This is a genomic window from Pseudomonas sp. SG20052, assembly GCF_031766055.1.
Lineage (GTDB): Bacteria > Pseudomonadota > Gammaproteobacteria > Pseudomonadales > Pseudomonadaceae > Aquipseudomonas > Aquipseudomonas mandelii.
Window position 1 is genome coordinate 2,809,562 of sequence record NZ_CP134498.1, and the last position, 22,986, is coordinate 2,832,547.

24 protein-coding genes and 1 pseudogene are annotated in these 22,986 nt (G+C 59.3%); 8 read left to right on the forward strand and 17 right to left on the reverse strand.

Going from position 1 to position 22,986, the window contains the following annotated elements; genetic code table 11:
* Positions 1 to 69 precede the first annotated feature (69 nt).
* Positions 70 to 2,679, reverse strand: coding sequence for a bifunctional aconitate hydratase 2/2-methylisocitrate dehydratase (gene acnB, locus RHP74_RS12865; protein ID WP_010459703.1), 2,610 nt, complete (start codon positions 2,677 to 2,679; stop codon positions 70 to 72).
* A 408-nt stretch (positions 2,680 to 3,087) separates the two neighbouring features.
* On the opposite strand from acnB, the gene RHP74_RS12870 reads away from it, so the two are divergent.
* Entirely contained in the window at positions 3,088 to 3,558 is a 471-nt protein-coding gene (locus RHP74_RS12870) for a DUF1289 domain-containing protein (RefSeq protein ID WP_010459705.1), read from the forward strand.
* A gap of 127 nt (positions 3,559 to 3,685) precedes the next feature.
* Here the strand turns inward: RHP74_RS12870 and RHP74_RS12875 are convergent, their stop codons facing one another.
* Positions 3,686 to 4,549, reverse strand: a complete 864-nt coding sequence (locus tag RHP74_RS12875; protein WP_311099767.1) for a universal stress protein — start codon at positions 4,547 to 4,549, stop codon at positions 3,686 to 3,688.
* Positions 4,550 to 4,710: 161 nt separating this feature from the next.
* On the opposite strand from RHP74_RS12875, the gene RHP74_RS12880 reads away from it, so the two are divergent.
* The 3 genes from RHP74_RS12880 to RHP74_RS12890 all read left to right on the forward strand — a co-directional run bounded on the left by RHP74_RS12880 (position 4,711) and on the right by RHP74_RS12890 (position 7,490).
* On the forward strand, positions 4,711 to 5,319 hold the full coding sequence (locus RHP74_RS12880) for a tRNA-(ms[2]io[6]A)-hydroxylase (protein ID WP_010459709.1): 609 nt from the start codon (positions 4,711 to 4,713) through the stop codon (positions 5,317 to 5,319).
* Between the two features lie 176 nt (positions 5,320 to 5,495).
* Complete coding sequence (locus RHP74_RS12885; protein WP_010459711.1) at positions 5,496 to 6,203, forward strand: winged helix-turn-helix domain-containing protein; 708 nt, start codon at positions 5,496 to 5,498, stop codon at positions 6,201 to 6,203.
* Positions 6,204 to 7,490, forward strand: a complete 1,287-nt coding sequence (locus tag RHP74_RS12890) for an ATP-binding protein (protein WP_010459713.1) — start codon at positions 6,204 to 6,206, stop codon at positions 7,488 to 7,490. It abuts the gene before it with no gap.
* Positions 7,491 to 8,255: 765 nt separating this feature from the next.
* Here the strand turns inward: RHP74_RS12890 and RHP74_RS12895 are convergent.
* The 3 genes from RHP74_RS12895 to RHP74_RS12905 form a co-directional block, all read right to left on the reverse strand.
* Positions 8,256 to 9,044: a MipA/OmpV family protein gene (locus RHP74_RS12895; protein ID WP_311099770.1), complete on the reverse strand. Its 789-nt coding sequence runs from the start codon at positions 9,042 to 9,044 to the stop codon at positions 8,256 to 8,258.
* Positions 9,045 to 9,146: 102 nt separating this feature from the next.
* Positions 9,147 to 9,635 (reverse strand): GFA family protein, encoded by a 489-nt coding sequence (locus tag RHP74_RS12900; RefSeq protein ID WP_311099771.1) that lies wholly within the window; start codon positions 9,633 to 9,635, stop codon positions 9,147 to 9,149.
* Between the two features lie 46 nt (positions 9,636 to 9,681).
* Positions 9,682 to 10,086: a PaaI family thioesterase gene (locus tag RHP74_RS12905; RefSeq protein ID WP_311099772.1), complete on the reverse strand. Its 405-nt coding sequence runs from the start codon at positions 10,084 to 10,086 to the stop codon at positions 9,682 to 9,684.
* 247 nt (positions 10,087 to 10,333) lie between these two features.
* Here RHP74_RS12905 and RHP74_RS12910 point away from each other — a divergent pair, with 247 nt between their 5' ends.
* The 3 genes from RHP74_RS12910 to RHP74_RS12920 all read left to right on the forward strand — a co-directional run bounded on the left by RHP74_RS12910 (position 10,334) and on the right by RHP74_RS12920 (position 13,543).
* Positions 10,334 to 11,218 carry a LysR substrate-binding domain-containing protein gene (locus RHP74_RS12910; RefSeq protein ID WP_311099773.1) on the forward strand — a complete coding sequence of 295 codons (885 nt, stop codon included), beginning with the start codon at positions 10,334 to 10,336 and terminating at the stop codon, positions 11,216 to 11,218.
* A 100-nt stretch (positions 11,219 to 11,318) separates the two neighbouring features.
* Positions 11,319 to 12,443: an agmatine deiminase gene (gene aguA / locus RHP74_RS12915; RefSeq protein ID WP_077750492.1), complete on the forward strand. Its 1,125-nt coding sequence runs from the start codon at positions 11,319 to 11,321 to the stop codon at positions 12,441 to 12,443.
* A gap of 2 nt (positions 12,444 to 12,445) precedes the next feature.
* Positions 12,446 to 13,543, forward strand: coding sequence for an extracellular solute-binding protein (locus RHP74_RS12920; protein WP_311099775.1), 1,098 nt, complete (start codon positions 12,446 to 12,448; stop codon positions 13,541 to 13,543).
* A gap of 132 nt (positions 13,544 to 13,675) precedes the next feature.
* On the opposite strand, the gene RHP74_RS12925 is transcribed toward RHP74_RS12920, so the two are convergent.
* The 5 genes from RHP74_RS12925 to RHP74_RS12945 form a co-directional block, all read right to left on the reverse strand.
* Positions 13,676 to 14,293, reverse strand: coding sequence for a DNA-3-methyladenine glycosylase (locus RHP74_RS12925; RefSeq protein WP_311099777.1), 618 nt, complete (start codon positions 14,291 to 14,293; stop codon positions 13,676 to 13,678).
* Between the two features lie 5 nt (positions 14,294 to 14,298).
* Positions 14,299 to 15,102 (reverse strand): isocitrate lyase/phosphoenolpyruvate mutase family protein, encoded by an 804-nt coding sequence (locus RHP74_RS12930; protein WP_311099779.1) that lies wholly within the window; start codon positions 15,100 to 15,102, stop codon positions 14,299 to 14,301.
* A gap of 40 nt (positions 15,103 to 15,142) precedes the next feature.
* Positions 15,143 to 16,225, reverse strand: a complete 1,083-nt coding sequence (locus RHP74_RS12935; RefSeq protein WP_311099780.1) for a trifunctional transcriptional activator/DNA repair protein Ada/methylated-DNA--[protein]-cysteine S-methyltransferase — start codon at positions 16,223 to 16,225, stop codon at positions 15,143 to 15,145.
* A 229-nt stretch (positions 16,226 to 16,454) separates the two neighbouring features.
* A complete protein-coding gene (locus tag RHP74_RS12940) occupies positions 16,455 to 17,495 on the reverse strand; it encodes a DMT family transporter (RefSeq protein WP_083376917.1) in 1,041 nt (346 codons plus the stop codon).
* Between the two features lie 73 nt (positions 17,496 to 17,568).
* Positions 17,569 to 18,189: a LysE family translocator gene (locus RHP74_RS12945; protein ID WP_083376916.1), complete on the reverse strand. Its 621-nt coding sequence runs from the start codon at positions 18,187 to 18,189 to the stop codon at positions 17,569 to 17,571.
* 489 nt (positions 18,190 to 18,678) lie between these two features.
* Between RHP74_RS12945 and RHP74_RS12950 the strand changes: the two genes are divergently transcribed.
* Positions 18,679 to 19,038, forward strand: a complete 360-nt coding sequence (locus RHP74_RS12950; RefSeq protein ID WP_311099782.1) for a DUF6124 family protein — start codon at positions 18,679 to 18,681, stop codon at positions 19,036 to 19,038.
* A gap of 204 nt (positions 19,039 to 19,242) precedes the next feature.
* Here the strand turns inward: RHP74_RS12950 and RHP74_RS12955 are convergent, their stop codons facing one another.
* The 7 genes and pseudogenes from RHP74_RS12955 to RHP74_RS12985 all read right to left on the reverse strand — a co-directional run bounded on the left by RHP74_RS12955 (position 19,243) and on the right by RHP74_RS12985 (position 22,710).
* Positions 19,243 to 19,602 (reverse strand): hypothetical protein, encoded by a 360-nt coding sequence (locus tag RHP74_RS12955; RefSeq protein WP_311099784.1) that lies wholly within the window; start codon positions 19,600 to 19,602, stop codon positions 19,243 to 19,245.
* Between the two features lie 39 nt (positions 19,603 to 19,641).
* Positions 19,642 to 19,998 carry a DUF6572 domain-containing protein gene (locus RHP74_RS12960; RefSeq protein WP_311100478.1) on the reverse strand — a complete coding sequence of 119 codons (357 nt, stop codon included), beginning with the start codon at positions 19,996 to 19,998 and terminating at the stop codon, positions 19,642 to 19,644.
* Between the two features lie 15 nt (positions 19,999 to 20,013).
* Positions 20,014 to 20,186 (reverse strand): annotated as a pseudogene (locus RHP74_RS12965) (pyocin); the annotation flags it as partial.
* A gap of 92 nt (positions 20,187 to 20,278) precedes the next feature.
* Positions 20,279 to 20,641 carry a hypothetical protein gene (locus RHP74_RS12970; protein ID WP_311099786.1) on the reverse strand — a complete coding sequence of 121 codons (363 nt, stop codon included), beginning with the start codon at positions 20,639 to 20,641 and terminating at the stop codon, positions 20,279 to 20,281.
* Positions 20,626 to 21,408 (reverse strand): hypothetical protein, encoded by a 783-nt coding sequence (locus RHP74_RS12975; protein ID WP_311099787.1) that lies wholly within the window; start codon positions 21,406 to 21,408, stop codon positions 20,626 to 20,628. Before RHP74_RS12975 ends, RHP74_RS12970 begins: the two co-directional genes overlap by 16 nt.
* Positions 21,409 to 21,418: 10 nt before the next feature.
* Positions 21,419 to 21,964, reverse strand: a complete 546-nt coding sequence (locus RHP74_RS12980; RefSeq protein ID WP_311099789.1) for a PAAR domain-containing protein — start codon at positions 21,962 to 21,964, stop codon at positions 21,419 to 21,421.
* 125 nt (positions 21,965 to 22,089) lie between these two features.
* Entirely contained in the window at positions 22,090 to 22,710 is a 621-nt protein-coding gene (locus tag RHP74_RS12985) for a LysE family translocator (RefSeq protein ID WP_311099791.1), read from the reverse strand.
* Positions 22,711 to 22,986 lie beyond the last annotated feature (276 nt).

Below are 22,986 nucleotides of genomic sequence, written 5' to 3' on the forward strand. Positions count from 1 at the left end.
GCGGGTTTGCGGGCATAAAAAAACGCCGCTCATCTCACGATGGGCGGCGTTTTTTATTGCGTTGCAGCGTTAGGCTTGAACGACCGGGATGTTGGCGTTCGCAGCAGCTTCACGGAACTCGGCGATCTGGTCGAAGGACAGGTAGCGGTAAACGTCGGCCGCCATGCTGTCGATCTTGCCAGCGTATTCCATGTACTCCTCGACGGTCGGCAGGCGACCCAGGATGGAAGCAACGGACGCCAGCTCGGCCGAGGCCAGGTAGACGTTCGCGCCGTCACCCAGACGGTTCGGGAAGTTACGGGTCGATGTCGACACCACGGTGGAGTTCGGCTCTACACGTGCCTGGTTACCCATGCACAGCGAGCAGCCTGGCATTTCCATGCGAGCGCCGGCCTTGCCGTAGATGCCGTAGTAGCCTTCTTCGGTCAGCTGGTGAGCGTCCATTTTGGTCGGCGGCGACAGCCACAGACGGGTTGGAAGCTGACCTTTGACCTGATCCAGCAGTTTACCGGCAGCGCGGAAGTGACCGATGTTGGTCATGCACGAACCGATGAACACTTCGTCGATCTTCTCGCCAGCAACGCTGGACAGCAGACGGGCGTCGTCCGGATCGTTTGGCGCGCAGAGCACAGGCTCTTTGATGTCGGCCAGGTCGATTTCGATGATTTCAGCGTATTCGGCGTCAGCATCGGCAACCATCAGCTCAGGGTTGGCAACCCAGGCTTCCATCGCTTGAGCACGACGTTCCAGGGTACGCGCATCGCCGTAGCCTTCACCGATCATCCAGCGCAGCAGGGTGATGTTGGAGTTCAGGTACTCGGTGATGGATTCTTTCGACAGCTTGATGGTGCAACCGGCAGCCGAACGTTCAGCCGAGGCGTCGGACAGCTCGAAAGCTTGTTCGATGCTCAGGTTGTCCAGGCCTTCGATTTCCAGGATGCGACCGGAGAATGCGTTCTTCTTGCCTTTCTTCTCAACGGTCAACAGGCCAGCCTGAATCGCGAAGTAAGGAATGGCGTGAACCAGGTCACGCAGGGTGACGCCCGGTTGCATTTTGCCTTTGAAGCGCACCAGGATCGATTCCGGCATGTCCAGCGGCATGACGCCAGTGGCGGCGGCGAACGCTACCAGGCCAGAACCGGCCGGGAACGAAATGCCCATCGGGAAACGGGTGTGCGAGTCACCACCGGTACCGACGGTGTCCGGCAGCAGCATGCGGTTCAGCCAGCTGTGGATGATGCCGTCGCCCGGACGCAGGGAAACGCCGCCGCGGGTCATGATGAAGTCTGGCAGGGTGTGGTGGGTGGTCACGTCGATCGGCTTTGGATAGGCCGCGGTGTGGCAGAAGGACTGCATCACCAGATCGGTCGAGAAGCCCAGGCACGCCAGGTCTTTCAGTTCGTCACGGGTCATAGGACCGGTGGTGTCCTGAGAACCGACGGTGGTCATCTTCGGTTCGCAGTAGGTGCCAGGACGAACGCCTTTGCCTTCTGGCAGACCGCACGCCTTGCCGACCATTTTCTGTGCCAGGGTGAAGCCTTTGCCGGTATCGACAGGCGCTTCAGGCAGTTTGAACAGGTCGGTAGGGCCCAGGCCCAGTTCGGCACGTGCCTTGTCGGTCAGGCCGCGACCGATGATCAGCGGAATACGGCCGCCAGCACGAACTTCGTCCAACAGTACCGGGGTCTTCATTTCGAAGGTGGTCAGGACTTCGTCAGTGCCGTGTTTGCAGACTTTGCCAGCATGCGGATACAGGTCGATCACGTCGCCCATGTGCATGTTGGTCACGTCGAATTCGATTGGCAGTGCGCCGGCATCTTCCATGGTGTTGTAGAAGATCGGAGCGATTTTGCTGCCGAAGCAGAAACCGCCGGCACGCTTGTTCGGCACGAAAGGCACGTCGTCACCGAAGAACCACAGCACCGAGTTGGTGGCGGACTTACGCGAAGAACCGGTACCGACCACGTCACCGACGTAGGCGATCGGGAAGCCTTGACCGCGCATTTCTTCGATCTGCTTCATCGGACCGGTGACGCCCTGGGCGTCAGGCACGATGCCTTCACGGGCCATTTTCAGCATGGCGAGGGCGTGCAGCGGGATGTCCGGGCGGGACCAGGCGTCCGGAGCAGGGGACAGGTCGTCGGTGTTGGTTTCGCCGGTGACCTTGAACACGCGCAGGCTGATCTTGTCGGCCAGTACAGGGCGGTTCTTGAACCACTCGCCGTCAGCCCAGGATTGCAGCACGCCTTTAGCGTGTACGTTGCCGTTCTTGGCTTTTTCAGCGACGTCGTGGAACGCGTCGAACATCAGCAGGGTGTGCTTGAGTTCTTTGGCAGCGACTGGCGCCAGTTCGGCGTCGTCCAGCAGATTGACCAGGGTCACGATGTTGTAGCCGCCCTGCATGGTGCCGAGCAGTTCAACAGCGCGTTTCTTGTCGATCAGAGGGGAGGTTGCTTCGCCTTTGGCGAGGGCAGACAGGAAACCGGCCTTTACATAGGCTGCTTCGTCCACGCCTGGCGGAATGCGATTGGTGATCAGGTCAACGAGGAAAGCTTCTTCGCCAGCCGGGGGATTCTTCAGCAGCTCGACCAGGCCTGCAGTTTGTTCGGCGTTTAGCGGCTGGGGAACGATACCCAGTGCTGCACGCTCTTCGATATGTTTGCGGTAGGCTTCAAGCACAGTTATTACCCTCATCAGTGGTCCCAAATGGGTGTCCGGGACGCTCATCCCGAAATTGCCGTACTCATGCGCTGCGTGGCGTTGTGGGCCACTTAGCCAGAATTACCGACAATTCCTTACAGAAGCTGCTTTCAAAGTTTTACGCCTGCAGAACGGGGAGCTGATGAGGGTTGGCGTAGAGCTTTTCCCCGCTGGAAAAACCCTTCGCCAACTCCGCTCTGAAGGAACGACTGTGCTCGTGACGCTTTGAAAACAGCTTCTAACGGACATTGGCGCCTTAAAAGGCTGGCTGATTCTACGGCAAAAAAAAATTAAAGGTAAGTTGGCCCCTCAAGATTGAGGGGTGATCAATGTTAGACAAAGGGCTAACATGCCGGCCTGTTCTGCTTTCCCGTGTCCTCCTGACCTATGCCCAATCAGACCATCAAGACCCCCTGCGTCGGCCTCTGTTCCACTGTTTACGGTGATCTGGTGTGCCGTGGCTGCAAGCGTTTCCACCATGAAGTGATCAACTGGAATGGTTACAACGAGGAGGAAAAGCGCGCGGTATGGCTGCGTCTTGAGCAGTTGTTGTCCCAGGTGATGGCCAGCAAGCTGGAAATTTTCGACCCGCAGCGCCTGCGCTTGCAACTGGAGCAGCGCAAGATCCGCTTTGTGCCGCATCAATCCGAGTATTGCTGGGCTTATCAGCTGATCGCCCGTGGTGCGCGGGTCATCAATAACCTGGAAGCCTACGGGATGGTGCTGATGCCGGAGTTTCGCGACTGGAACCTGCCGGAATTGCGTGACGCCATTGATCGGGAATTCTTTTTGCTCTCTGAGGCGCATTATCAGCGCTACATTGCGCCGGGGTTTCTGAAAGACGCTTTTGGCGGCTGAACATTGAGTGCTTCGCGGGCAAGCCTCGCTCCTACAGGTTTTGTGTTGATCACCCCCGTTGTGTCCGACACAAACCCTGTAGGAGCGAGGCTTGCCCGCGAAGGCGTACTACCCGACGCCGCAAATCTCAATGCTGCGTCACAATCTCCTCCAGATGATCCATGATCGTATCCGGCTTCAGCACCAGCACATCGCTCTCCACCGCATCCAGCACCACTTCCGCCGTATTCCCGATCAACGCTCCGGACAACCCGGACCGCGCAACAGTGCCAATCACGGTCACCGCCGCCTGCAGCTTGTGCACCATGAACGGAATCAACACATCCGCCGGACCTTCCTCGATGTGCAGGTGATCATCATCGATATCGAACTCGGCCTGAAAGGCCTTGCACTGCTCGCGATAGCGCGCCTCGATGTTTTCGCTGAGCTGCAGCGTAGGGTCCGCCGCCGACAGCATCGGTGACGGATGGGCACTGACCACGTGCAGTTTGGCCTTGGCCAGGCTGGCGATGTCGTAACCGTGATCGACGATGGTGGCGTGCAACGTGCGGTGTTCGCCATCGGCATTGCCGACGTCAATGGCCGCGAGAATGACCCCGCCGGTCCACGGTTTAGAGGTTTTCACCAGCAGCACCGGCGTCGGGCAATAACGCAGCAGTTTCCAGTCCGCCGGGGTCAGCAGGGCTTTTTTCAGCGGGCTGTCGGGGTAATGCTGTTTGATCACCAGCCCGCAGCCTTCCGCCTGCTGCACATCGACGATGGTTTCATGCAGGCTTTCATTCCAGGCCTGCTCGGTGGTGACGCTGTAGCCGTCCTGCAACAGTGCCGCCTTGAGCACGCCCAACATGCCGCTGTGGTCATGCTTGCGATCGCACACCAGCAGATGCAGATGCGCCTGGGTCACGCCTGCAATCAGTTTGGCCCGTTTGAGCGCCAGGCTTTCCGAGTGTTCGGGTTCGATGACCACCAGGATGCTGCGAATGGCTTGCATGATCGGGATCTCCAGGAAGGTAAAAAATACTGCGTTGGACAACTATAGTTGGTCACCGCCAACCCGGTACTTGATGCATATCAACGGCGGCGACTGGTGGTCTGGCGGCAGGCCGGTATAATCGGCGCCCTTCGATTCAGACCTTTTATTCCGTGAGCCCCATGATCCTTCCCGAAATTCACGAGTTCCTCGGCTGCCGAACCCCCGATGGCTGGGTCCAGGCCGCGCTTGCCGATCAGGACACCTTGCTGATCGACCACAAGAACTGTGAGTTCAAGGCGGCCAGCACGGCGTTGAGCCTGATCGCCAAGTATCACTCCCATGTTGACCTGATCAACCTGATGTCGCGCCTGGCCCGGGAAGAGCTGGTGCACCACGAGCAGGTCATGCGCCTGATGAAAAAGCGCAAGATCGAGCTGCGTCAGCTGTCCGCCGGGCGTTATGCCTCGGGCCTGCGCAAAGTGGTGCGCAGCCACGAGCCGGTCAAGCTGGTGGACACGCTGGTGGTCGGCGCATTTATCGAAGCCCGCAGCTGCGAGCGTTTCGAAGCGCTGGTGCCGCATCTGGACGAAGAACTGGGCAAGTTCTATTTCGGCTTGCTGAAAAGCGAAGCGCGGCATTTCCAGGGTTACCTGAAACTCGCTTACCAGTACGGTGATGCCAAGGATGTTGCGCAAGTCATTGACCGGGTCCGTGCCGCCGAGCAGGAACTGATCGAGTCGCCGGACGTGGAGTTCCGTTTTCACAGCGGTGTCCCGGCATCGGCGTGATTCGCCCTCCGCGCGTTGCAATCTTTTGCGACTGAATTGTTAAAAACTCTTAAGAGTATGAAAGATCACTGAAAACCGGCCCTCGAGGCCGGTTTTTGCTGCCCGTCATCACCGTCCCGTCACCGATTGGCGCCATAATGCCGCCCACTTTTCACAAGGGTTGGCAGACGGTCGTTATGGATAACCTGGGTTTTGGCAAAGTATTGCTGGTGGAAGACGACGAGAAGCTCGCCGGGCTGATCGCGCATTTCCTGTCCCAACATGGCTTTGAGGTCCGCCAGGTTCACCGCGGCGACCTCGCGTTGGCCGCGTTCCTCGAATTCAAACCGAAAATCGTCGTGCTCGACCTGATGCTGCCCGGGCAGAGCGGCCTGCACGTGTGCCGCGAGATCCGCAGCGTGTCCGACACGCCGATCGTCATCCTGACGGCCAAGGAAGATGACCTCGATCACATCCTCGGCCTGGAGTCCGGTGCCGACGACTACGTGATCAAACCAATCAAACCGCCTGTATTGCTGGCCCGCCTGCGTGCGTTGCAACGGCGTCAGGCGCCGGACAGCGGCGTGTGCAGCGCCCTGGAATTCGGCAACCTGAGCATCGACCGCAGCTGTCGCGAAGTGCGGTTGGCGGGGGAGGTCATCGAAATGACCACCATGGAATTCGAACTGCTGTGGTTGCTGGCCAGCGCTGCCGGCAAGGTTCTGTCCCGTGACGACATCCTCAACCGTATGCGCGGTATTGCGTTTGACGGCCTCAACCGCAGTGTCGACGTCTACATCAGCAAGTTGCGCGGCAAGCTCAAGGACAACCCGCGCGAACCGGTGTGCATCAAGACCATCTGGGGCAAGGGTTACCTGTTCAATCCGTTTGCGTGGGAGCTGTAAATGCTGCGGTTATTTCTTGGGCTGTTTCTGGTGATGACGGTCGGCCTGGTACTGGGGTTGCAAACGGTCGAGCGCACGTTCGATGCACTTCTCGATGATCAGATGCAGAGCTACAACCGCGAGGCGGTGCGTGGCCAGGCCTGGTCGCTGGCCGAGCAATTACGCGATCTGGACGGGTCGGACCGGGAGCGCGAACTGGAAGCGGTGCGCCCGCACTATGGCTTGGGCCTGACGCTGGTCGAGAGCCGGCAACTGTCCCTGACCGATCAGGAGAAAGCCGAGTTGGCCCAAGGGCTTCTGGTGATCCGTGACAAGTACACGCAGTTCATCTCGCGCATTGACGAGGGTTCGCAGTTGCTCAGCATCAAGCTGCCGGCCGAGCCCAGTCTGATGCCGTTCTACATTGCCGCGGCGTATCTGATGATCGCGGTGATGATCGGTTTTGTGTTGATGTTCTGGGTACGCCCGCATTGGCGAGATCTGGAGAAACTGCGCCTGGCGGCCGAACGTTTTGGCGATAACGACCTGTCGTCGCGGATCCAGCTGTCCAAACGCTCGAACATTCGTGACCTGGCCGAGCACTTCAACCTGATGGCGGCGCGCATCGAAGGCTTGATCGCCAATCAGCGCGAACTGACTAACGCGGTGTCCCACGAGTTGCGCACGCCGATTGCCCGCCTGTCATTCGAACTCGATCAGCTCAAGCAACAACCCGATCCGACCCAGAACCGCGAACTGATTGCCGACATGTACGCCGACCTGGGCGAGCTGGAAGAAATGGTTTCCGAGCTGCTGACCTACGCCAGCCTTGAGCGCGGCGCTACGGTCATCAGCCGGGAAAACATCCAGGCCAACAGTTGGCTGGACAGCGTGGTCGGCAGCGTGGCCCTGGAGGCCGAGGCTGCCGGGGTGCAGTTGTTGATTGTCGAGTGTCAGGTCGATGAGGTTCGCATTGAGCCACGCTTTATGGCCCGGGCGGTGATCAACCTGCTGCGCAATGCCATTCGTTATGCCGATGAGCGGGTGGAGGTGTCGTTGGTCCGTACCGGTGATCACTACGAAGTGCGGGTCAACGATGATGGGCCAGGTGTGCCGGTGGACGGGCGCGAGAAAATTTTCGAACCGTTCTCGCGCCTGGACGCCAGCCGTGATCGCCGCACAGGTGGGTTTGGTTTGGGGTTGGCGTTGGTGCGGCGGGTGTCGCAATCCCATGGCGGGCAGGTGGAAGTGGGGGATTCGCCTTGGGGTGGGGCGTCGTTTCGCATGACGTGGGCGCATCTGGATTGATTGCGTTGATCTCACCGCCCCCATCGCGAGCAGGCTCACTCCCACAGGGGAATGCATTCCAAGTGTAGGAGCGAGCCTGCTCGCGATGGAACCATCCGCAACACCGAAGAGCTAAAAAACGTACACCACCTGCCCACCCACCGAAGTCTCCCATAGGGGAATGCATTCCAAGTGTGGGAGCGAGCCTGCTCGCGACGAGGCCATCCGCAACACCGAAGCGCTAAAAGGCGTACACCACCTGCCCACCCACCGAAGTCTCCCACAGGGGAATGCATTCCAAGTGTGGGAGTGAGCCTGCTCGCGATGGGGCCATCCGCAACATCGAAGCGCTAAAAGGTGTACACCACCTGCCCACCCACCGAAGTCTCCCACAGGGGAATGCATTCCAAGTGTAGGAGTGAGCCTGCTCGCGATGAGGCCATCCGCAACACCGAAGAGCTAAAAGGTGTACACGACCTGCCCACCCACCGAAGTCTCCCACAGGAGAATGCATTCCAAGTGTGGGAGCGAGCCTGCTCGCGATGGGGCCATCCGCACCACCGGATCGCTAAAAAGCGTACACCACCTGCCCACCCACCGAAGTCTCCCACAGGAGAATGCATTCCAAGTGTAGGAGTGAGCCTGCTCGCGATGGGGCCATCCGCACCACCGAAGAGCTAAAAGGCTTACACCACCTGCCCACCCACCGAAGTCTCCCAAAGGGGAATGCATTCCAAGTGTAGGAGTGAGCCTGCTCGCGATGGGGCCATCCGCAACACCGGATCGCTAAAAGGCGTACATCACCTGCCCAGCCAAAGAGGTCTGCATTCGCCGCTCGACAATCGGACTGTCGGCCGCATCACCTGCCAGATACTGCGCGGCCAGCACCGTCGACACACTCCACTGATCATCAATCGGCATCGACCAGCTCAACTCCGCCCCTCGACTCACCAACCCTCCGCGAGTGTCATGCGCCCTGAACCGGCTGCGCGAAGCCTGCGCCGCACTGACGCCATACCAGGTGCGCACGTAATGGCTGTCGCCAAACTGACTGTTCAGGCTGCCCACGACCTTGCCATAGTCGCCCTCATAAAACGGCGCGCTGATGCTCAGCTTCAGGCGATTCCAGGATGAACCGGTGTCGTGATCGTCATCGTCCTTTTCCAGCGCATGCTCGAACTCGGCACCGAGAATGATCGGGCCCATGTGGTAAGTCCCGTCCAGACCCAACGCCGGCCGCGACTTGATCGAGCCCATGCCGTTGAGCTCGTCCGAGCCTTTGAACCCGCTCTTGCGATCCTTGCGCACATCGCTCGCGCCGATGTACACGCTCAGGCCGAAGTCGTCTTCATCAAAAGCCCAGCCCAAACCCTTTTCCGTGTCCAGAAAGAGGCCATAGGGGCTGATAACCTTGGCGCCCAGCAGCGGCGCCACTACGCGCTCGTCGCTGCCGCTGTACCGCGGCGCGCTGGCGGCACCGGCGCGCAAGGTGTATTGCCAGTCTTCAGCGCGTAATGAGTCGGTGGGAAGCAGCAGGCAAAACGAAGTCAACGACAGACACATCGAACGTAACATGGGAGCACCCGAGGGGAGGTTGGATGCGCCCATGCTAGGCGGCCGCCGGCCGGCAATCTTTGAGAGCTTTGTCGGGAAACTGTCAAAGACTGTGAAGCGGCTTTAGCGGCTCAAACCCAGGCGCTCATGCCATTGGGCGATGGACTCCTCGGGGTAGACGTCGAATTGCTGGTCGGCAGGATGCGCCTCGACTTCCACCCACGGCGCCTTGGAGCCGAGCATCAAGTGCGTGTGTTCCGGTGGCACCGGCAATGGCGTGTCGATGGCCGAGGCAAACGGGTGGATCAGCTCCGGCCACTCAGGGCTGAACAGCCACAAACCTGACCCGCAAAGGCTGCAGAAATGCCGTTCGGCGCTGCTGCTGTGGGCGTGTTTGTCGCCTTCGTCCTTGAGTCGTGCATGATAAATCGCGATGTGCTTGCGGCCGCGGACTTTCAGGCTGGCGGCATCACCGGCAATATTGATCGAGTAACCGCCACCGCCCTGAGTCTTGCGGCAGATCGAGCAGTAGCAACGCTGATAAGGGTAGGGGTGGGCGCTGGTCAAACTGAACGACACAGCGCTGCAATGGCAGGAACCTTCGAGCTGCATGGGAACCTCCGACAAGGGTTGGGTTTACCCCAGACAGCCTAGACCGTCAGCGGACGTCGACCGGCACCAGAATCGCATCACCGGTCGCCACCAGATTCAGCTGGTCGCCGGTTTGCGCGAACAACTCGGCGCGGGCAAACACCTGCTTTTTGCCGGCCTTCACCACCCGGCCCCTCGCGATGAACACTTCGCCAATGGCGGGTGCCAGGCAGTTGACCGAAAAATGTGAAGCCAGCACGTTGCCGGCAACCGTCCCGGCGGCGAATCCGCAGGCCGTGTCGAGCAATGCGCCGATCAGGCCGGCGTGCAGAAAGCCTGCGTATTGCGCCATGTCGGCCTCGCGAAAAGCCAGGGTCAGCTCGACTTCACCGCTCGCGGCTGCGGTCACTTCGAAGCCTGCCCAGCGGTTGAAGGCTGAGGTTGAATTGATGTGTTTGAGTGCGTCGAGCATGTCTAATCCCTCCGGTTGAGACACCAACATGCGCCGGGTTCCGGGGGAAGTCATGGTGGATAAGGGAGGGTGATGGGCTGCAGAATCTGTGGTGAATGTGCCGCCTTCGCGAGCAGGCTCGCTCCTACAGTTGAAATGCATTCCCCTGTAGGAGTGAGCCTGCTCGCGAAGAACGATAGCGCGGTCCCGCTGGACGCCCCCCCATGCCCAAGGCAGCATGGTCGCCTTCATCACCGGGGCTGAATTCATGCGACGACTGCCTTCCTTAGCAGCACTCAGAACCTTCGAATGCGCCGCCCGCCACGCGCATTTCGGCCGGGCCGCCGCCGAGCTGTGCGTCAGCGACAGCGCCGTCAGCCATCAGATCCGTCAGCTCGAAGAGCACTTGGGCGTCTCTTTGTTCATCCGCGAAGGTCGGCAAATCCGCCCGACCATGGCCGCGGGGCGATTGATGCAAAGCCTGCAGCACGCCTTCGAACTGATCGGCGAGGCCTGCGATGAATTGCGCGACCCGTCGTCGTTGGCGGTGTTGCGCCTGGCGGTCACCGCCGAGCTGGCGCAAAAGTGGCTGATGAGTCGGCTCACGGACTTCTACGCGCGCTATCCGCACATCACGCTGCACCTCTACGAACAACCGATCGACGCCACGGCGCCGGGGGAGGACATCGACCTGGCGATCACGTATGGAACGGGCCCGGTCGACAGCAGCGCGTACTTCGTCCGTCCCTTGCCGGCGTTGCAATTTTTCCCGGTGTGCAGCCCCGGCCTCTTCAACCAAGGCACCCTGAAAACTCCGAAGGACCTGGCGCGCCATTGCCTGCTGCACGACGATCAGGACGGCAAGACCTGGACCGCCTGGCTCACCAGTCATGCCGGCGATCAGCGTCCCGACCGCCAACTGTATTTCGCCCACGCGGGCCTGGCGCTGGAAGCGGCGGCGCAAGGGCAGGGCGTGGCCATGGGCGACAATCTGACGGCTCAGGAAGACTTGCTCAGCGGTCGTCTGGTCCGGCCATTCACCGCCAGCATGACCGCGCTCGGGCAATATGCATTGGTGTGTGAGCGGGTGCGTCTGGAGCGTCCGGCCGTGGCGCTGATGCTGGAGTGGTTCAACGATCAGCTGATCGATTGATGAGTTGAATTCAAGTATTCCGAAATAATCATCGTTGGCGAGGAGCGCACCGACGACCTTAGCCTGTGGTCATTCCAATCCCCGCTGATGAGGTCTGACCATGGCACGTTTGCTCGATTCCACCCCGAAACTCGACGGCTTCCGCCTGCCCGGCGAATTCGAAACCAAGGCCGGTTGCTGGCTCGGCTGGCCGGAACGTACCGACGTCTGGCGCAACGGTGCCAAGCCTGCGCAGAAAGTCTGGGTGCAGATCGTCACCGCCATTGCCCAGAGCGAACCCGTGACGGTGTGTGCTTCCGCCGCCCAGTTCGCCACCGCTCGCCGCCAGTTGCCGCCTGAGGTTCGCGTGGTGGAAATGACCTGCAACGACACCTGGTTCCGCGACAGTGGCCCGTGCTTTGTGGTCAACGACGACAGCGGTGAAGTGCGCGGCGTCGACTTCGAGTTCAACGCCTATGGCGGTCTCGACGGCGGGTTGTACTACCCGTGGGACAAGGACGATCAGATCGCCAGCAAGATCCTCGAAATCGAGCGTTTCGACCGTTATCGCGCGCCGTTGATTGCCGAGATGGGCGGGATCCAGAGTGACGGCCAGGGCAGCATCCTCACCACCGAGCAATGCCTGCTCAACCGCAATCGCAACCAACATCTGGGCAAGGAAGAAGTGACCCGTCGCCTGACCGATTACCTCGGTGCCGAGCAAATCATCTGGCTGCCACGGGGTTGCAAGTTCGACGAAACCGACGGCCACGTCGACGATCTCGCCTGCTTCGTGCGCCCCGGCGAAGTGGTGCTGCAATGGACCGATAATCGCGATGACCCGCAGTGGGAAATCTATCAAGAGGCCTACGACATTTTGCGCAGCACCCGCGACAGCCGTGGCCGCGAGTTGATCGTGCACAAGCTGCCACAACCGGATGTGCTGGAGTGGACCGCTGAAGAAGCCGAAGGCCTGGACCAGCAAGACAGCACCCATACCCGTCAGGCCGGGACCCAAATCTGCGCGTCGTACATCAACTACTACGCCGGCAACAGCTCGATCGTGGTGCCGCTGTTTGGTGATCGCAACGATCAGGCGGCGCAGGCGACGCTGGCCGAATTGTTCCCGCAGCACACAATTGTCGGCATCGAAAACTCCCGGGAAATCCTCCTCGGTGGCGGCAACGTCGCGTGCATCACCATGCCGCAATACGCCGCCCCCGCCAATAACAGGAAGGGAGTTTAATCATGGGCCTGCACAAACTGACTCAAGCGTTATTGCTGGTGCTTGCACCCATGTGTGTGCAGGCCGCCGACACCGCGAAACCGGTGGTGAACCTGTACATCTGGGGCGAATACCTGGCCCCGGATACCCTGGCCAATTTCGAGAAGAAAACCGGCATCCATGTGGTGGTCGATCACTTCGACTCCCTTGAAACTGCCGAGACCAAACTGCTGACCGGCCGCAGCGGTTATGACCTGGTGCTGACGGCGGGGCAGCACCTGTCCCGGGCGATCCAGAGCGGGGCTATTCAAACACTGAACCTGCAACGGCTGCCGCACTTTGCTGGCGTCGGCGAAGAATTCCGCCAGCACATGGCGGCGTTCGATCCGGGCAATCGTTATGCCGGGATCTACGCCTGGGGCACTACCGGGGTCGGCTATCAGGAAGAGGCGATCAAACAGCGTTTGCCCGATGCGCCACGGGACAGCTGGGCGATGCTGTTCGACCCGGCCGTGGTGTCGAAATTTGCCGATTGCGGGGTCAGTCTGCTCAACGACCCGAACGAGGTGTTTGCCGCGGTCATGAAGTACATGGGCCTGGACATCAACCGCCAGAACCTCGATGACCTGAAACTGGCCGAACAACAATTGGCGAAGATCCGGCCGTACATCCGCTACTTCGACAATGACCTGAACATCAGCGACCTGGCCAACGGCAATACCTGCGTGGCGATGTCGTGGAACGGCAACGTGGCCATCGCGGCCGGGCAGGCCGAGGCGGCGAACAAACCGTTCAAGCTCAGTTACCGGATACCGAAGGAGGGCACGTTGATCTGGTTTGACGCCATGGTCATTCCCAAGGATGCACCGCACCCCGAGGCCGGGCTGGCGTTGATGGATTACCTGATGACACCCGAAGTGATTGCGCCGATCACGGACACCATTCACTACGCCAATGCGATTACGGCGGCGGACGGGTTGATTGATCCGGCGATTCGTAACGATCCAGAGACGTATCCGTCGGCGCAGGTGAGGGCTTCGTTGTATAGCAAGAATGACAATGGCAAGGCGTTCAACCGGGCGCTGATTCGGGCGTTCAGTCGGTTGAAATCCGGGTTGTGATCGGCTTTGAGTGATGCGGTGAATGGGCAATCGCCTTCGCGGGCAAGCCCGCTCCCACAGGTCGGGCACAGATGCTGCGTACACAAAAATCCTTGTGGGAGCGGGCTTGCGCGCGATGAACGATAACCCGGTTTATTTGCCGGTCATCCGCCACAAATACCAGGAAGCCACCGTCCGATACGGACGCCACGCCAAGCCAATCTCCACCATCTGCTTACGCGTCGGCTGCACCTCCAGGCCCTTCAGCCGGCGATACCCCTCACGCACCCCAAAGTCATCCGCCGGCAAAATATCCGGTCGCTCCAGGCTGTAAATCAGCAGCATCTCGACCGTCCAGCGCCCAACCCCGCGCAAGGTAATCAACCGCTCGATCAGCGCCTCATCGTCCATCGCCAGTGCGGTGGCGTAATCCGGTACGACACCGTCCAGAGCCGCCTGCGCAATCCCTTGAATGGTCGCGATCTTGCCGGCGGAAAACCCGCAACTGCGCAGTGGATCAAAGCCTGTCGCCAGAATCTGCTCAGGCCTTGGAAACGTGGTCGACGGAAACAACGCCAGCAGCCGGCCGATAATCGCATCCCCGGCCTTGGCGTGCAGTTGCTGATAGGCAATCGCCCGCACCAGCGATTCATAAGGATCGCGAGCTGCGTGGGGCTCATGCAGGCAGGGGCCAACGGCGGCGATGTGGCGCCGCCAGTCGTCATCGATTGATGACAGAAACCCGGTCGCGGGCAGATAGGGATCGGGCATGGCGATCAAGCGTTCCCGGCAGGTTTCAGCAGGGCATTGATTTCCCCATACGTGAAGGCCTTGAGGTGGCTGCTGTCGAGTTTGCCAGTTTCCAGAAAACCTTTGGCCAGGGACGCCATGGCGCCATACAGAAATTCGGCGATGCCCGAGCCGGCACTCAGGCGTCGCACGCCGAGTGCTTGCAACGCTTCAGGCGATGGCAACCCCGGCAACCCGAGCACATTCACCGGCAGCGGTGTGCCCTGGCACAGCGCAGCGATTTCATACTCCGCCGTGACGCCCGCCGCAAACAGCCCGTCAGCCCCCGCCGCCTGATACAACGCGGCGCGCCTGAGCGTTTCGGCGACGCGGTCTTCGGCAGGTACCAGGCCCCTTAAGTACACGTCGGTGCGGGCATTGATGAACAGCTTCACCTTGCGCCGATCGGCCACCTGCCGGGCGACTTCGATCTTGCGCACCAGCAGCTCTGGCGCAGTGGCACCGTCCTCGATATTGATCCCCACCGCACCGGCCGCGATTACCGCATCAACGACTTCGGCCACCCGCGTCAGGTCGTCGGAATAACCGGCCTCGATGTCGACGGTCAACGGCACCGAGATCACCCGGGCGATGGACTCGACGGTCGATATCAGGCGTTCGAGGGGCAGGGCATTGCCGTCCGCATATCCATGCGCCCAGGCCACCGCCGCGCTGCTGGTGGCCACGGCCTTGCAGCCCAGTTGCTCGACGATGCGCGCCCCGGTGGCGTCGGCGACGTTAGTCAGGATCAATAAGCCGTCGCGGTGCAGTTGATGAAATCGAGTGTCCATCGAATGTCGTTCCTTATGACGTTTGCAGAAAATCAGGGGATCAGAATGCGAGTTGTCCGGTCAGCTGCACCGCGGCTTTTTCCAGCCGGAGCAAAAACGCCTTGCGCGGTTGACCTCCACCATAGCCCGTCAACGAGCCGTCTGCACCGATCACCCGGTGGCAGGGCAATACAATCGAAAGACGGTTCTGCCCGTTGGCCAGGCCCACGGCGCGACTGGCGCCGGGCTTGCCCAGTGTTGCGGCGATGGTGCCGTAGGTGCTGGTCTGGCCGTAGGGGATCTTCGCCAGTTCAGCCCAGACCTGCCGCGCAAATTCGCTGCCGGGCAAGTGCAGTGCAACGGTGAATTCAGTGAGTTTTCCGGCGAAATACTGGGTCAGCTCGGCTTCAATCTGCTGCAAATGGGCGTTGTGTCCCGGCGCCACGGCATAGCCATAACGCTTCTGCAGTTCTTCGACTTCCCGGGTCAGTGCCGGTCGATCCAAGAACTCCAGCAGCACCAGCCCACGGCGTTCGGCCATGGCGATCATCGGCCCAAGCGGTGTGGTCAGGCGCGTGAACAGCAGCGGTTCACTGTTGGCCGCGCGGCCCGGCGTGATGTGGAAGGATTTTTGAAACGCATCGCGAAAACCGCTCAGGGATTCGTAGCCCGAGTCAAACGCCACATTGTCGATGGAATCCCCCTGTTTGATACCGCCCAACGCCATCCCCAGGCGTCGGGTGCGCAGCCAGGCGTGGAAGGTCATGCCGAAATGCTGCTTGAACCAGCGGCGCAGTTTCAGCGGCTCGATGCCCTCAGCCAATAACTGGACATCGGTCCAGCGCAGGTCGGGATCGTTGTCCACCGACTTGAGCAGCCCCTGCACCCAGTCCGGCGCAATGGCCGCAGCGTCCAGCGGTTTGCAGCGCAGGCAAGCGCGATAGCCCGCCGACATGCACTCATCAGCGTGGGCGAAGAACTCGACGTTCTCCGGCTTGGGCTTGCGCGCCGTGCAACTGGGGCGGCAGAAGATTCCGGTGGTCTTCACGGCAGTAAAGAACACCCCCTCGTAGGCGGTGTCTCGTTCGAGCATGGCGCGAACCATCTCGGCGTGGGGCGGAAGCAAAGCGTTTTGTAGGTTCATGGGCTGAGCATAAGGCCCGTTGGGCGACGTCTCCACCGGAAAATCGACAGGGAATTACGCTGACTCGTTACAGGGGGCGATGCAGTCCCATTCGATTTTCGGCCCGACGTGCGGTGCCATGCACCCGCGACGGGCCGGCCAGTCCCCAATGGCTTTTGTGCCGGCGAATTCCGAAGGGTCTTTGTTATCGACAGGCTCGCGACCAAAACCAACGCACTTTTCCTCCCTGCTAATGCTTGTGTCGGTGGTGGATGTCCGGAAAGTGTGGATGGCTGTGGCGGATCGGCGTGTGCTGATGTTCGTGGCTGTGCGGCTCGGTCCCGTCCCACTCGAACGAATGCTCATGTTGATGATGCTCGTCATGCACGTGCCGATGGCCATGGGTGAGTGCCACGTGCTGATGCTCATGGGCATGATGCTCCCTGAGATGTATCCAGACGCCCAGGCCCATCAGCAACGATGCGATCCAGAACGTCAGGGAAACCGTCTCACCGAACAGCAGGAGGGCGATGGCGGCGCCGAGAAAAGGCGCCGTGGAAAAGTAGGCGCCCGTGCGTGCAGTGCCCAGCCCGCGCAACGCCAGCACGAACAACACCAGGCTGATGCCGTAGCCGAGGAAGCCGACGATCAACGTCGGCCCGATTACCGTGATGTGCGGCAGTTTTGCCCCCAGCAGCAACGCCAGCGAGCAGTTCACCAACCCTGCGGCCAGCCCCTTGATACCGGCAATGAACACGGCATCCGAGGCCGACACCTTGCGCGTGAGGTTGTTATCGATCGCCCAACAGGCGCAGGCCAGTGCGACCGCCAGTGGCCCGATCCAGCCTTGTGGCTGAGCCGAATCGTGCGGCCACGCTAGCAGCAATCCACCCGCGACAATGGCCAGCATCCCGGCGACGATGCGTCGGTCTGCATTTTCCTTGAACACGACCCACGCCAACACGGCAGTCAGTACCGCTTCGAGGTTGAGCATCAGCGAGGCCGTGGCGCCGGAGGTCAGGGTCAAACCAAACATCAGCGCCACCGGCCCCAGCACGCCGCCAAACACGATGGCACCGATCAGCCAGGGCCATTCAGACGCTTTCAGGCCGCTGGGCTGCCAGCCCCGGTCGCGGATCAGCCTGACGAGGGTCAAGCCCAGCCCGCTGCCCAGATACAGCAATCCAGCCAGCAGGATCGGCGAGAGGTCCAGGCCCAACACCTTGGCCAGCGGCGTACTCGCCCCAAACAGCGCGGCTGCGCTCAGAGCATAGACAACGTTCAGGTTCATTCGAGGCTCGGCGAGTATTGATTAGTGATGCAGCGCAGTTTGAACCTGCGCTGCATCCCGTCAACCCCAGGAATCAGGCCCGACGCGCCATCAACAATACCGAAGCCGCCGCCGACAACAACCCCGCGCAGCAACGGTTGAATAGCCGCTTGCCCCGGGGCTCGGCAAACCAGCGGCGCATGTGCAGGCCCATGTAGGCGTAGGCGCTGATGGCGATCCATTCCAGCATCAGGAACAACGCGCCGAGCAACGCAAACTGTGGCGTCACGGCGCGGGTCGGGTCGACGAACTGGGGCAGGAATGCAGTGAAGATCAGGATCGCCTTGGGGTTGCCGGCCGCCACCAGAAACTCCTGTCGCGCCAGCGCCAACACGCCGACCGACGAACCCGACGAGGCTTTTTCGACCCCAGGATCGGCGCGCCACAATTGCCATGCGAGGTAAAACAGATACGCCGCGCCAACGATCTTGATGCCGTAGAACAGCAACTCGGACGTTTGCAGCACCACCGCCAACCCGGCCGACGCCAAGGCAATCATCCCGGCAAACGCCAGCAACCGCCCGATCCCCGCCACGCAGGAGATGCGGTAGCCGTAGCGGGTCGAGTTGCTGACCGACAGCAGATTGTTCGGGCCCGGCGCCATGTTCAGGGCGAAGCAGGCGGGGATAAACAGCGTGAGCGTGGCGAGGTCCATGACAGGTCTCCGGTAACGAGAGCGGTATTTTTATCATGGCCGGCGGGGGGCTTTCCCCGTACAGCGATGGACGCAAGTCGCCGTACACTTTTGTTGTTTGTCGTGAGTGCGCGCCCGCTCATTCAACATGATTTGCGGGCGCTTGTTTAAAACCCGTCGGGTTTACTTCCTGAAAGCTACAAATCCTTGCGCCGTTGCCTACGGCTGCGCCAGAATCCGCCGGCTTGTGTGCTGTAGACCTTGATTCTATTGTTTCCGTGCCGCTGAACACTCAGCGGTCGGGCTTGGAAACTCGACGGGTAAACGACACGAAGGCACCTCTTCATAACGTATTTTTTCGCACTAAGTGCGTTGCGTTATGGCGGCTGTGCGTGGGAGACCTTATAGGTCTGCCGGGCTCGTTTACCCTGGTTTTCCAACCCGCGTACAGCTGCCACCCCTTCGCTTGGAAACGAACGTGGCAGCCTCACCAGTAAACGAGGTTTCACCATGTTCAAAGTCACACCAAACCCGCCGGACACCGATCCGGTTTCCCCATACGAATCTGACTCAAAGAAGCTCAACGAGGCTGCGGAACGAGCGCTCGACTTCCACTTCCCGTCGAATGCCGATATCAAAGCCACTCCGCGAATACGCAGCACCCTGTTTTCCGTAGACCCCGAGGCCTCGGCCGAAACCCTGGCGGTTTATCTGGTCGAGACCCTGGCCTCGGTCGATGTGATGGTCCATCAGTTGGTGGATCATCTGGAGGGTGAATCGCGTTACGCGCTCCTGGGTATATCCAACAGCATCATGACGGCGGAGATCACGGCGAACCGGGTGTTGGATAAGATTGATCTGCCCAAGTAGGTGCCGCTTGCTGTGGTGAGTGGCTAACGGATGTTTGGCTGTTCATCAGGGCCAGAAGTGACACAGCCGCGACTCGTACGTTTCAAACGCGAAGAACCCCCAGTGGTCTGCCAATCACTGGGGGTTTTTGTTGGCCGCAAGACCGGCCGGTTTCATCGCCGGTCATGCTCCCCCGGTCACATGTTGCGTATCGCCTCGTTCTCGTTAAGCACGAAATTTCATGAGCTCCTTCCAAATGTAACCGTAGCTGTAGCGAAGCCATGCAACTTTTAACAAGTCGAAGTTACGTCGTAGCCAACTGTTTTTTCGCGCTTTTAGTTCTTTGGCTATTTCATCTAGCAACCATTCATCCTTAAAACCAGTCCAGACAGGAGGGACGGGCGTTTCAAGGTTGCTGAAACACACAGGCGCGACCTCTGAGTACAAAATGTCCTCAACGACCTTTGGGTCATAGCCCCGGATTCGTTCTGCGATAGAGGCGTAGTCGACGGAGCTGTCTACAAAAGCCTCTGCCAGTGCGATCTGGATGCTTGCTCGTTCCGCAGGAGTCAGAATATGTCCCAATGGGCCAGCTCCTCTAGCTCTGCGTCGAATATTCTCCTGTCACATGTTGCGTATCGCGTCGTTCTCGTCAAGCACGAACTCCAGTCCAATACCCACTTCCTTTAGGACCTCAGCAGCGCGGTCAATAAAAAACTCGCCCTGCTCTGGCAGCTCATACAAGCCGTTGATGCGAATGATGGGGTGCTTTCCAAGGGCATTGGGTATCTCGGTGTAGATCTCGCCGCTCTCGATGAACGCAACGTAGGTATTGAGTTTGTCCTGCAGCAATTGCAGATGCTCGCCTTGCTCAGCTTTGCCGCCCCATTCGAGGTGGTCAGAGATGAACAACACCACGTTGTCAGGTTCCCAGGTAGGGATGGCCCAGATATCAATCACCTGTGGATTTGTAATGGACATGTCTGCTCCCTCAGGAATTTCGACTCTGGTCGGTGGAATCGTGGTGCGCCCCGGGAAACCGGGTTTACCTTTGCCTACGATGGTTGCTCCAGTTTTTCTATCTCTGGAAAACCGAGTTTCTGGTTGCGCGTGAGTGACGCTGTTTCAGAAGATTTGCATTCAATGCATGTGATTTTGCCATCGCCGTCACCGGCGTTTTTCAAAGTACTTGGTGCCGAAAAGAAATACTTCTCCTTGGAAGGCATGCGCAGGATTATTTTCGAGTAATAAGAGGCAAGATTTATTTGCGGTAGTGTTTAGATATCTCCCGCCATATATATTTGTATCGAAACTCAAGCCAGTGTATTAGTAGTTTGTCTTTCTGGCGTCGTAGATAACTGTTTTCTCTGGCTTGCAACGACTTATTGATGTCAGCCTCCAAGTTTTCTAAATTGAAGGCTGACCATATCATGGGGATTACTGTCTCAAGATTTGTATGGCAGACAGGTGCTACTTCATGGTAAAGAATTTTTCTGATTTCTTCAGGATCGTAGTCTTCGGTTTGGCGTGCAATGGTTTCATAGTCAATTTCCGTGTCAACAAACGCGTCAGACAGAGCCCAGTAAACATATGAACGCTCCTCGTCAGTCATTGAACGTCCCATGTCAGAAACTCCTCGAGTTCTTCGTCAAAACTATCCGCAACGTAGTCGCCAAGAATGCCGCCCGCAATACTGCCAGCGACCACGACAGCAATGGCACACACCGGGGCGGCAGGACCACACAGTAATGAGATACTTAGCCCAGCCAAAGCTCCACCGGCTGCGCCACCGCTCAGGATTATTCCTTGTCTTCCGGCTTCCTTGGTTTTATTGTCGGCTTTGTATATTTCGGAGGCGGCAAAAGCCGCAGTCACAATCCACGCGACTTTGCCAGCCACATTCATTCTCTTGGTGCCGCGAGTAACTTTGCTGTTGTCCACGCCAGATTTTTTCAAAATCAAATAATGGACTTTGGATTTTTCTACATCGGTTAACAGATCAAAATTTTTCTTGTAAAGCGAGTGAGCGTACTTATCCAGAGTGGTTTGCAGGGTTGGCCCGTTCAGCTTGATATATTTCGCAACGGCGACACCTTGAGCAGATGTAAACTTCCGATGCTCGTTCATGATGTTGTTACGCATTTCTTGGCAATACGCCACGCCGTCCTTAGCGGTAACGTTGCCCGCAAGCACTTCGGCTTCAACCAGACGTGACATCTCTTTTATCTTGCTTTGGTACTTCAAGCGAGTATTGGCGTCCTTGATCGCGTCAGTGGCAAAACGTGCTGCTGCGCCTTCCATACCGGCAATCGCCATTTCCAAAGGTGAGCTATGTAGATCATGCTCTTTTTTCAAGAGATAACTGCCCGTAATGAGCATGGGTTCCGTCACGAGATGTTCCTTATCTCTGAATTGTGCTGAGGATGGATTCGAGGATCGAAGCGCTGTCGGAGGTTTCCTCGACGCCGTAATCGATTGCGGTACAGGTCTTGCCTGTGGGGTTGGAAAATGTGACGGTGTTTTTTGCATCAAACACACCTTGCATCACCGATCCGTCTTCGAAATGTGCAACGCAGGAAAGCCCTTCATAGCTTTCGACGGTCGGAATCTTAAAACCGATCCAGTTCCCGTGAATGACCATGGGCGTAGGCGGAGTAAAGGGGGTAGGGGTGTGGGAGCTTCCGATGATGACCGTACCCGAACCGCCGATCACGACGTCGCCATGGGTGCCGACAGTACCGACCAGTGCGGCATTTTTGCCGTTGATAAACACTGTGCCGGACACTTCCGAGGCTAGCGCACTACCGCAGGTACACGTGTCACCTTTGCGAGCGGCTGCAAGACCGTCAAAGAACACATCAGGAGAACCGGAGGCGATAGCTTTGGAACCGTGCCCCGGGATGGGACAACTGGTTGGGTCGGTGATTCGTGCAGCTGGCTTTGCCATGCTTGACTTCCTGTCGACGAATTTAAAGGGGGACGACTGTATCAGACTTGCTCTGAAAAATGGCTCGCGAAGCGGGGCATAAGGTGAGCTGAGCGACGGCTCCGCCGGAAAATTTGCCCTGGAACTCAGGTGCGACGCGCCATCAACAATACCGAAGCCGCCGCCGACAACAACCCCGCGCAGCAACGGTTGAATAGCCGCTTGCCCCGGGGCTCGGCAAACCAGCGGCGCATGTGCAGGCCCATGTAGGCGTAGGCGCTTATGGCGATCCATTCGAGCATCAGGAACAACGCGCCGAGCAGTGCAAACTGTGGCGTCACGGCGCGTGTCGGGTCGACGAACTGGGGCAGGAACGCGGTGAAGATCAGGATCGCCTTGGGGTTGCCGGCCGCCACCAGAAACTCCTGTCGCGCCAGCGCCAACACGCCGACCGACGAACCCGACGAGGCTTTTTCGACCCCAGGATCGGCGCGCCACAATTGCCATGCGAGGTAAAACAGATACGCCGCGCCAACGATCTTGATGCCGTAGAACAGCAACTCGGACGTTTGCAGCACCACCGCCAACCCGGCCGACGCCAAGGCAATCATCCCGGCAAACGCCAGCAACCGCCCGATCCCCGCCACGCAGGAGATGCGGTAGCCGTAGCGGGTCGAGTTGCTGACCGACAGCAGATTGTTCGGGCCCGGCGCCATGTTCAGGGCGAAGCAGGCGGGGATAAACAGCGTGAGCGTGGCGAGGTCCATGACAGGTCTCCGGTAACGAGAGCGGTATTTTTATCATGGCCGGCGGGGGGCTTTCCCCGTACAGCGATGGACGCAAGTCGCCGTACACTTTTGTTGTTTGTCGTGAGTGCGCGCCCGCTCATTCAACATGATTTGCGGGTGCTTGTTTAAAACCCGTCGGGTTTACTTCCTGAAAGCTACAAATCCTTGCGCCGTTGCCTACGGCTGCGCCAGAATCCGCCGGCTTGTGCGCCTTGGGCCTGGGCTCTATCGTTTCCGGGTCGCTGCCAATTCAGC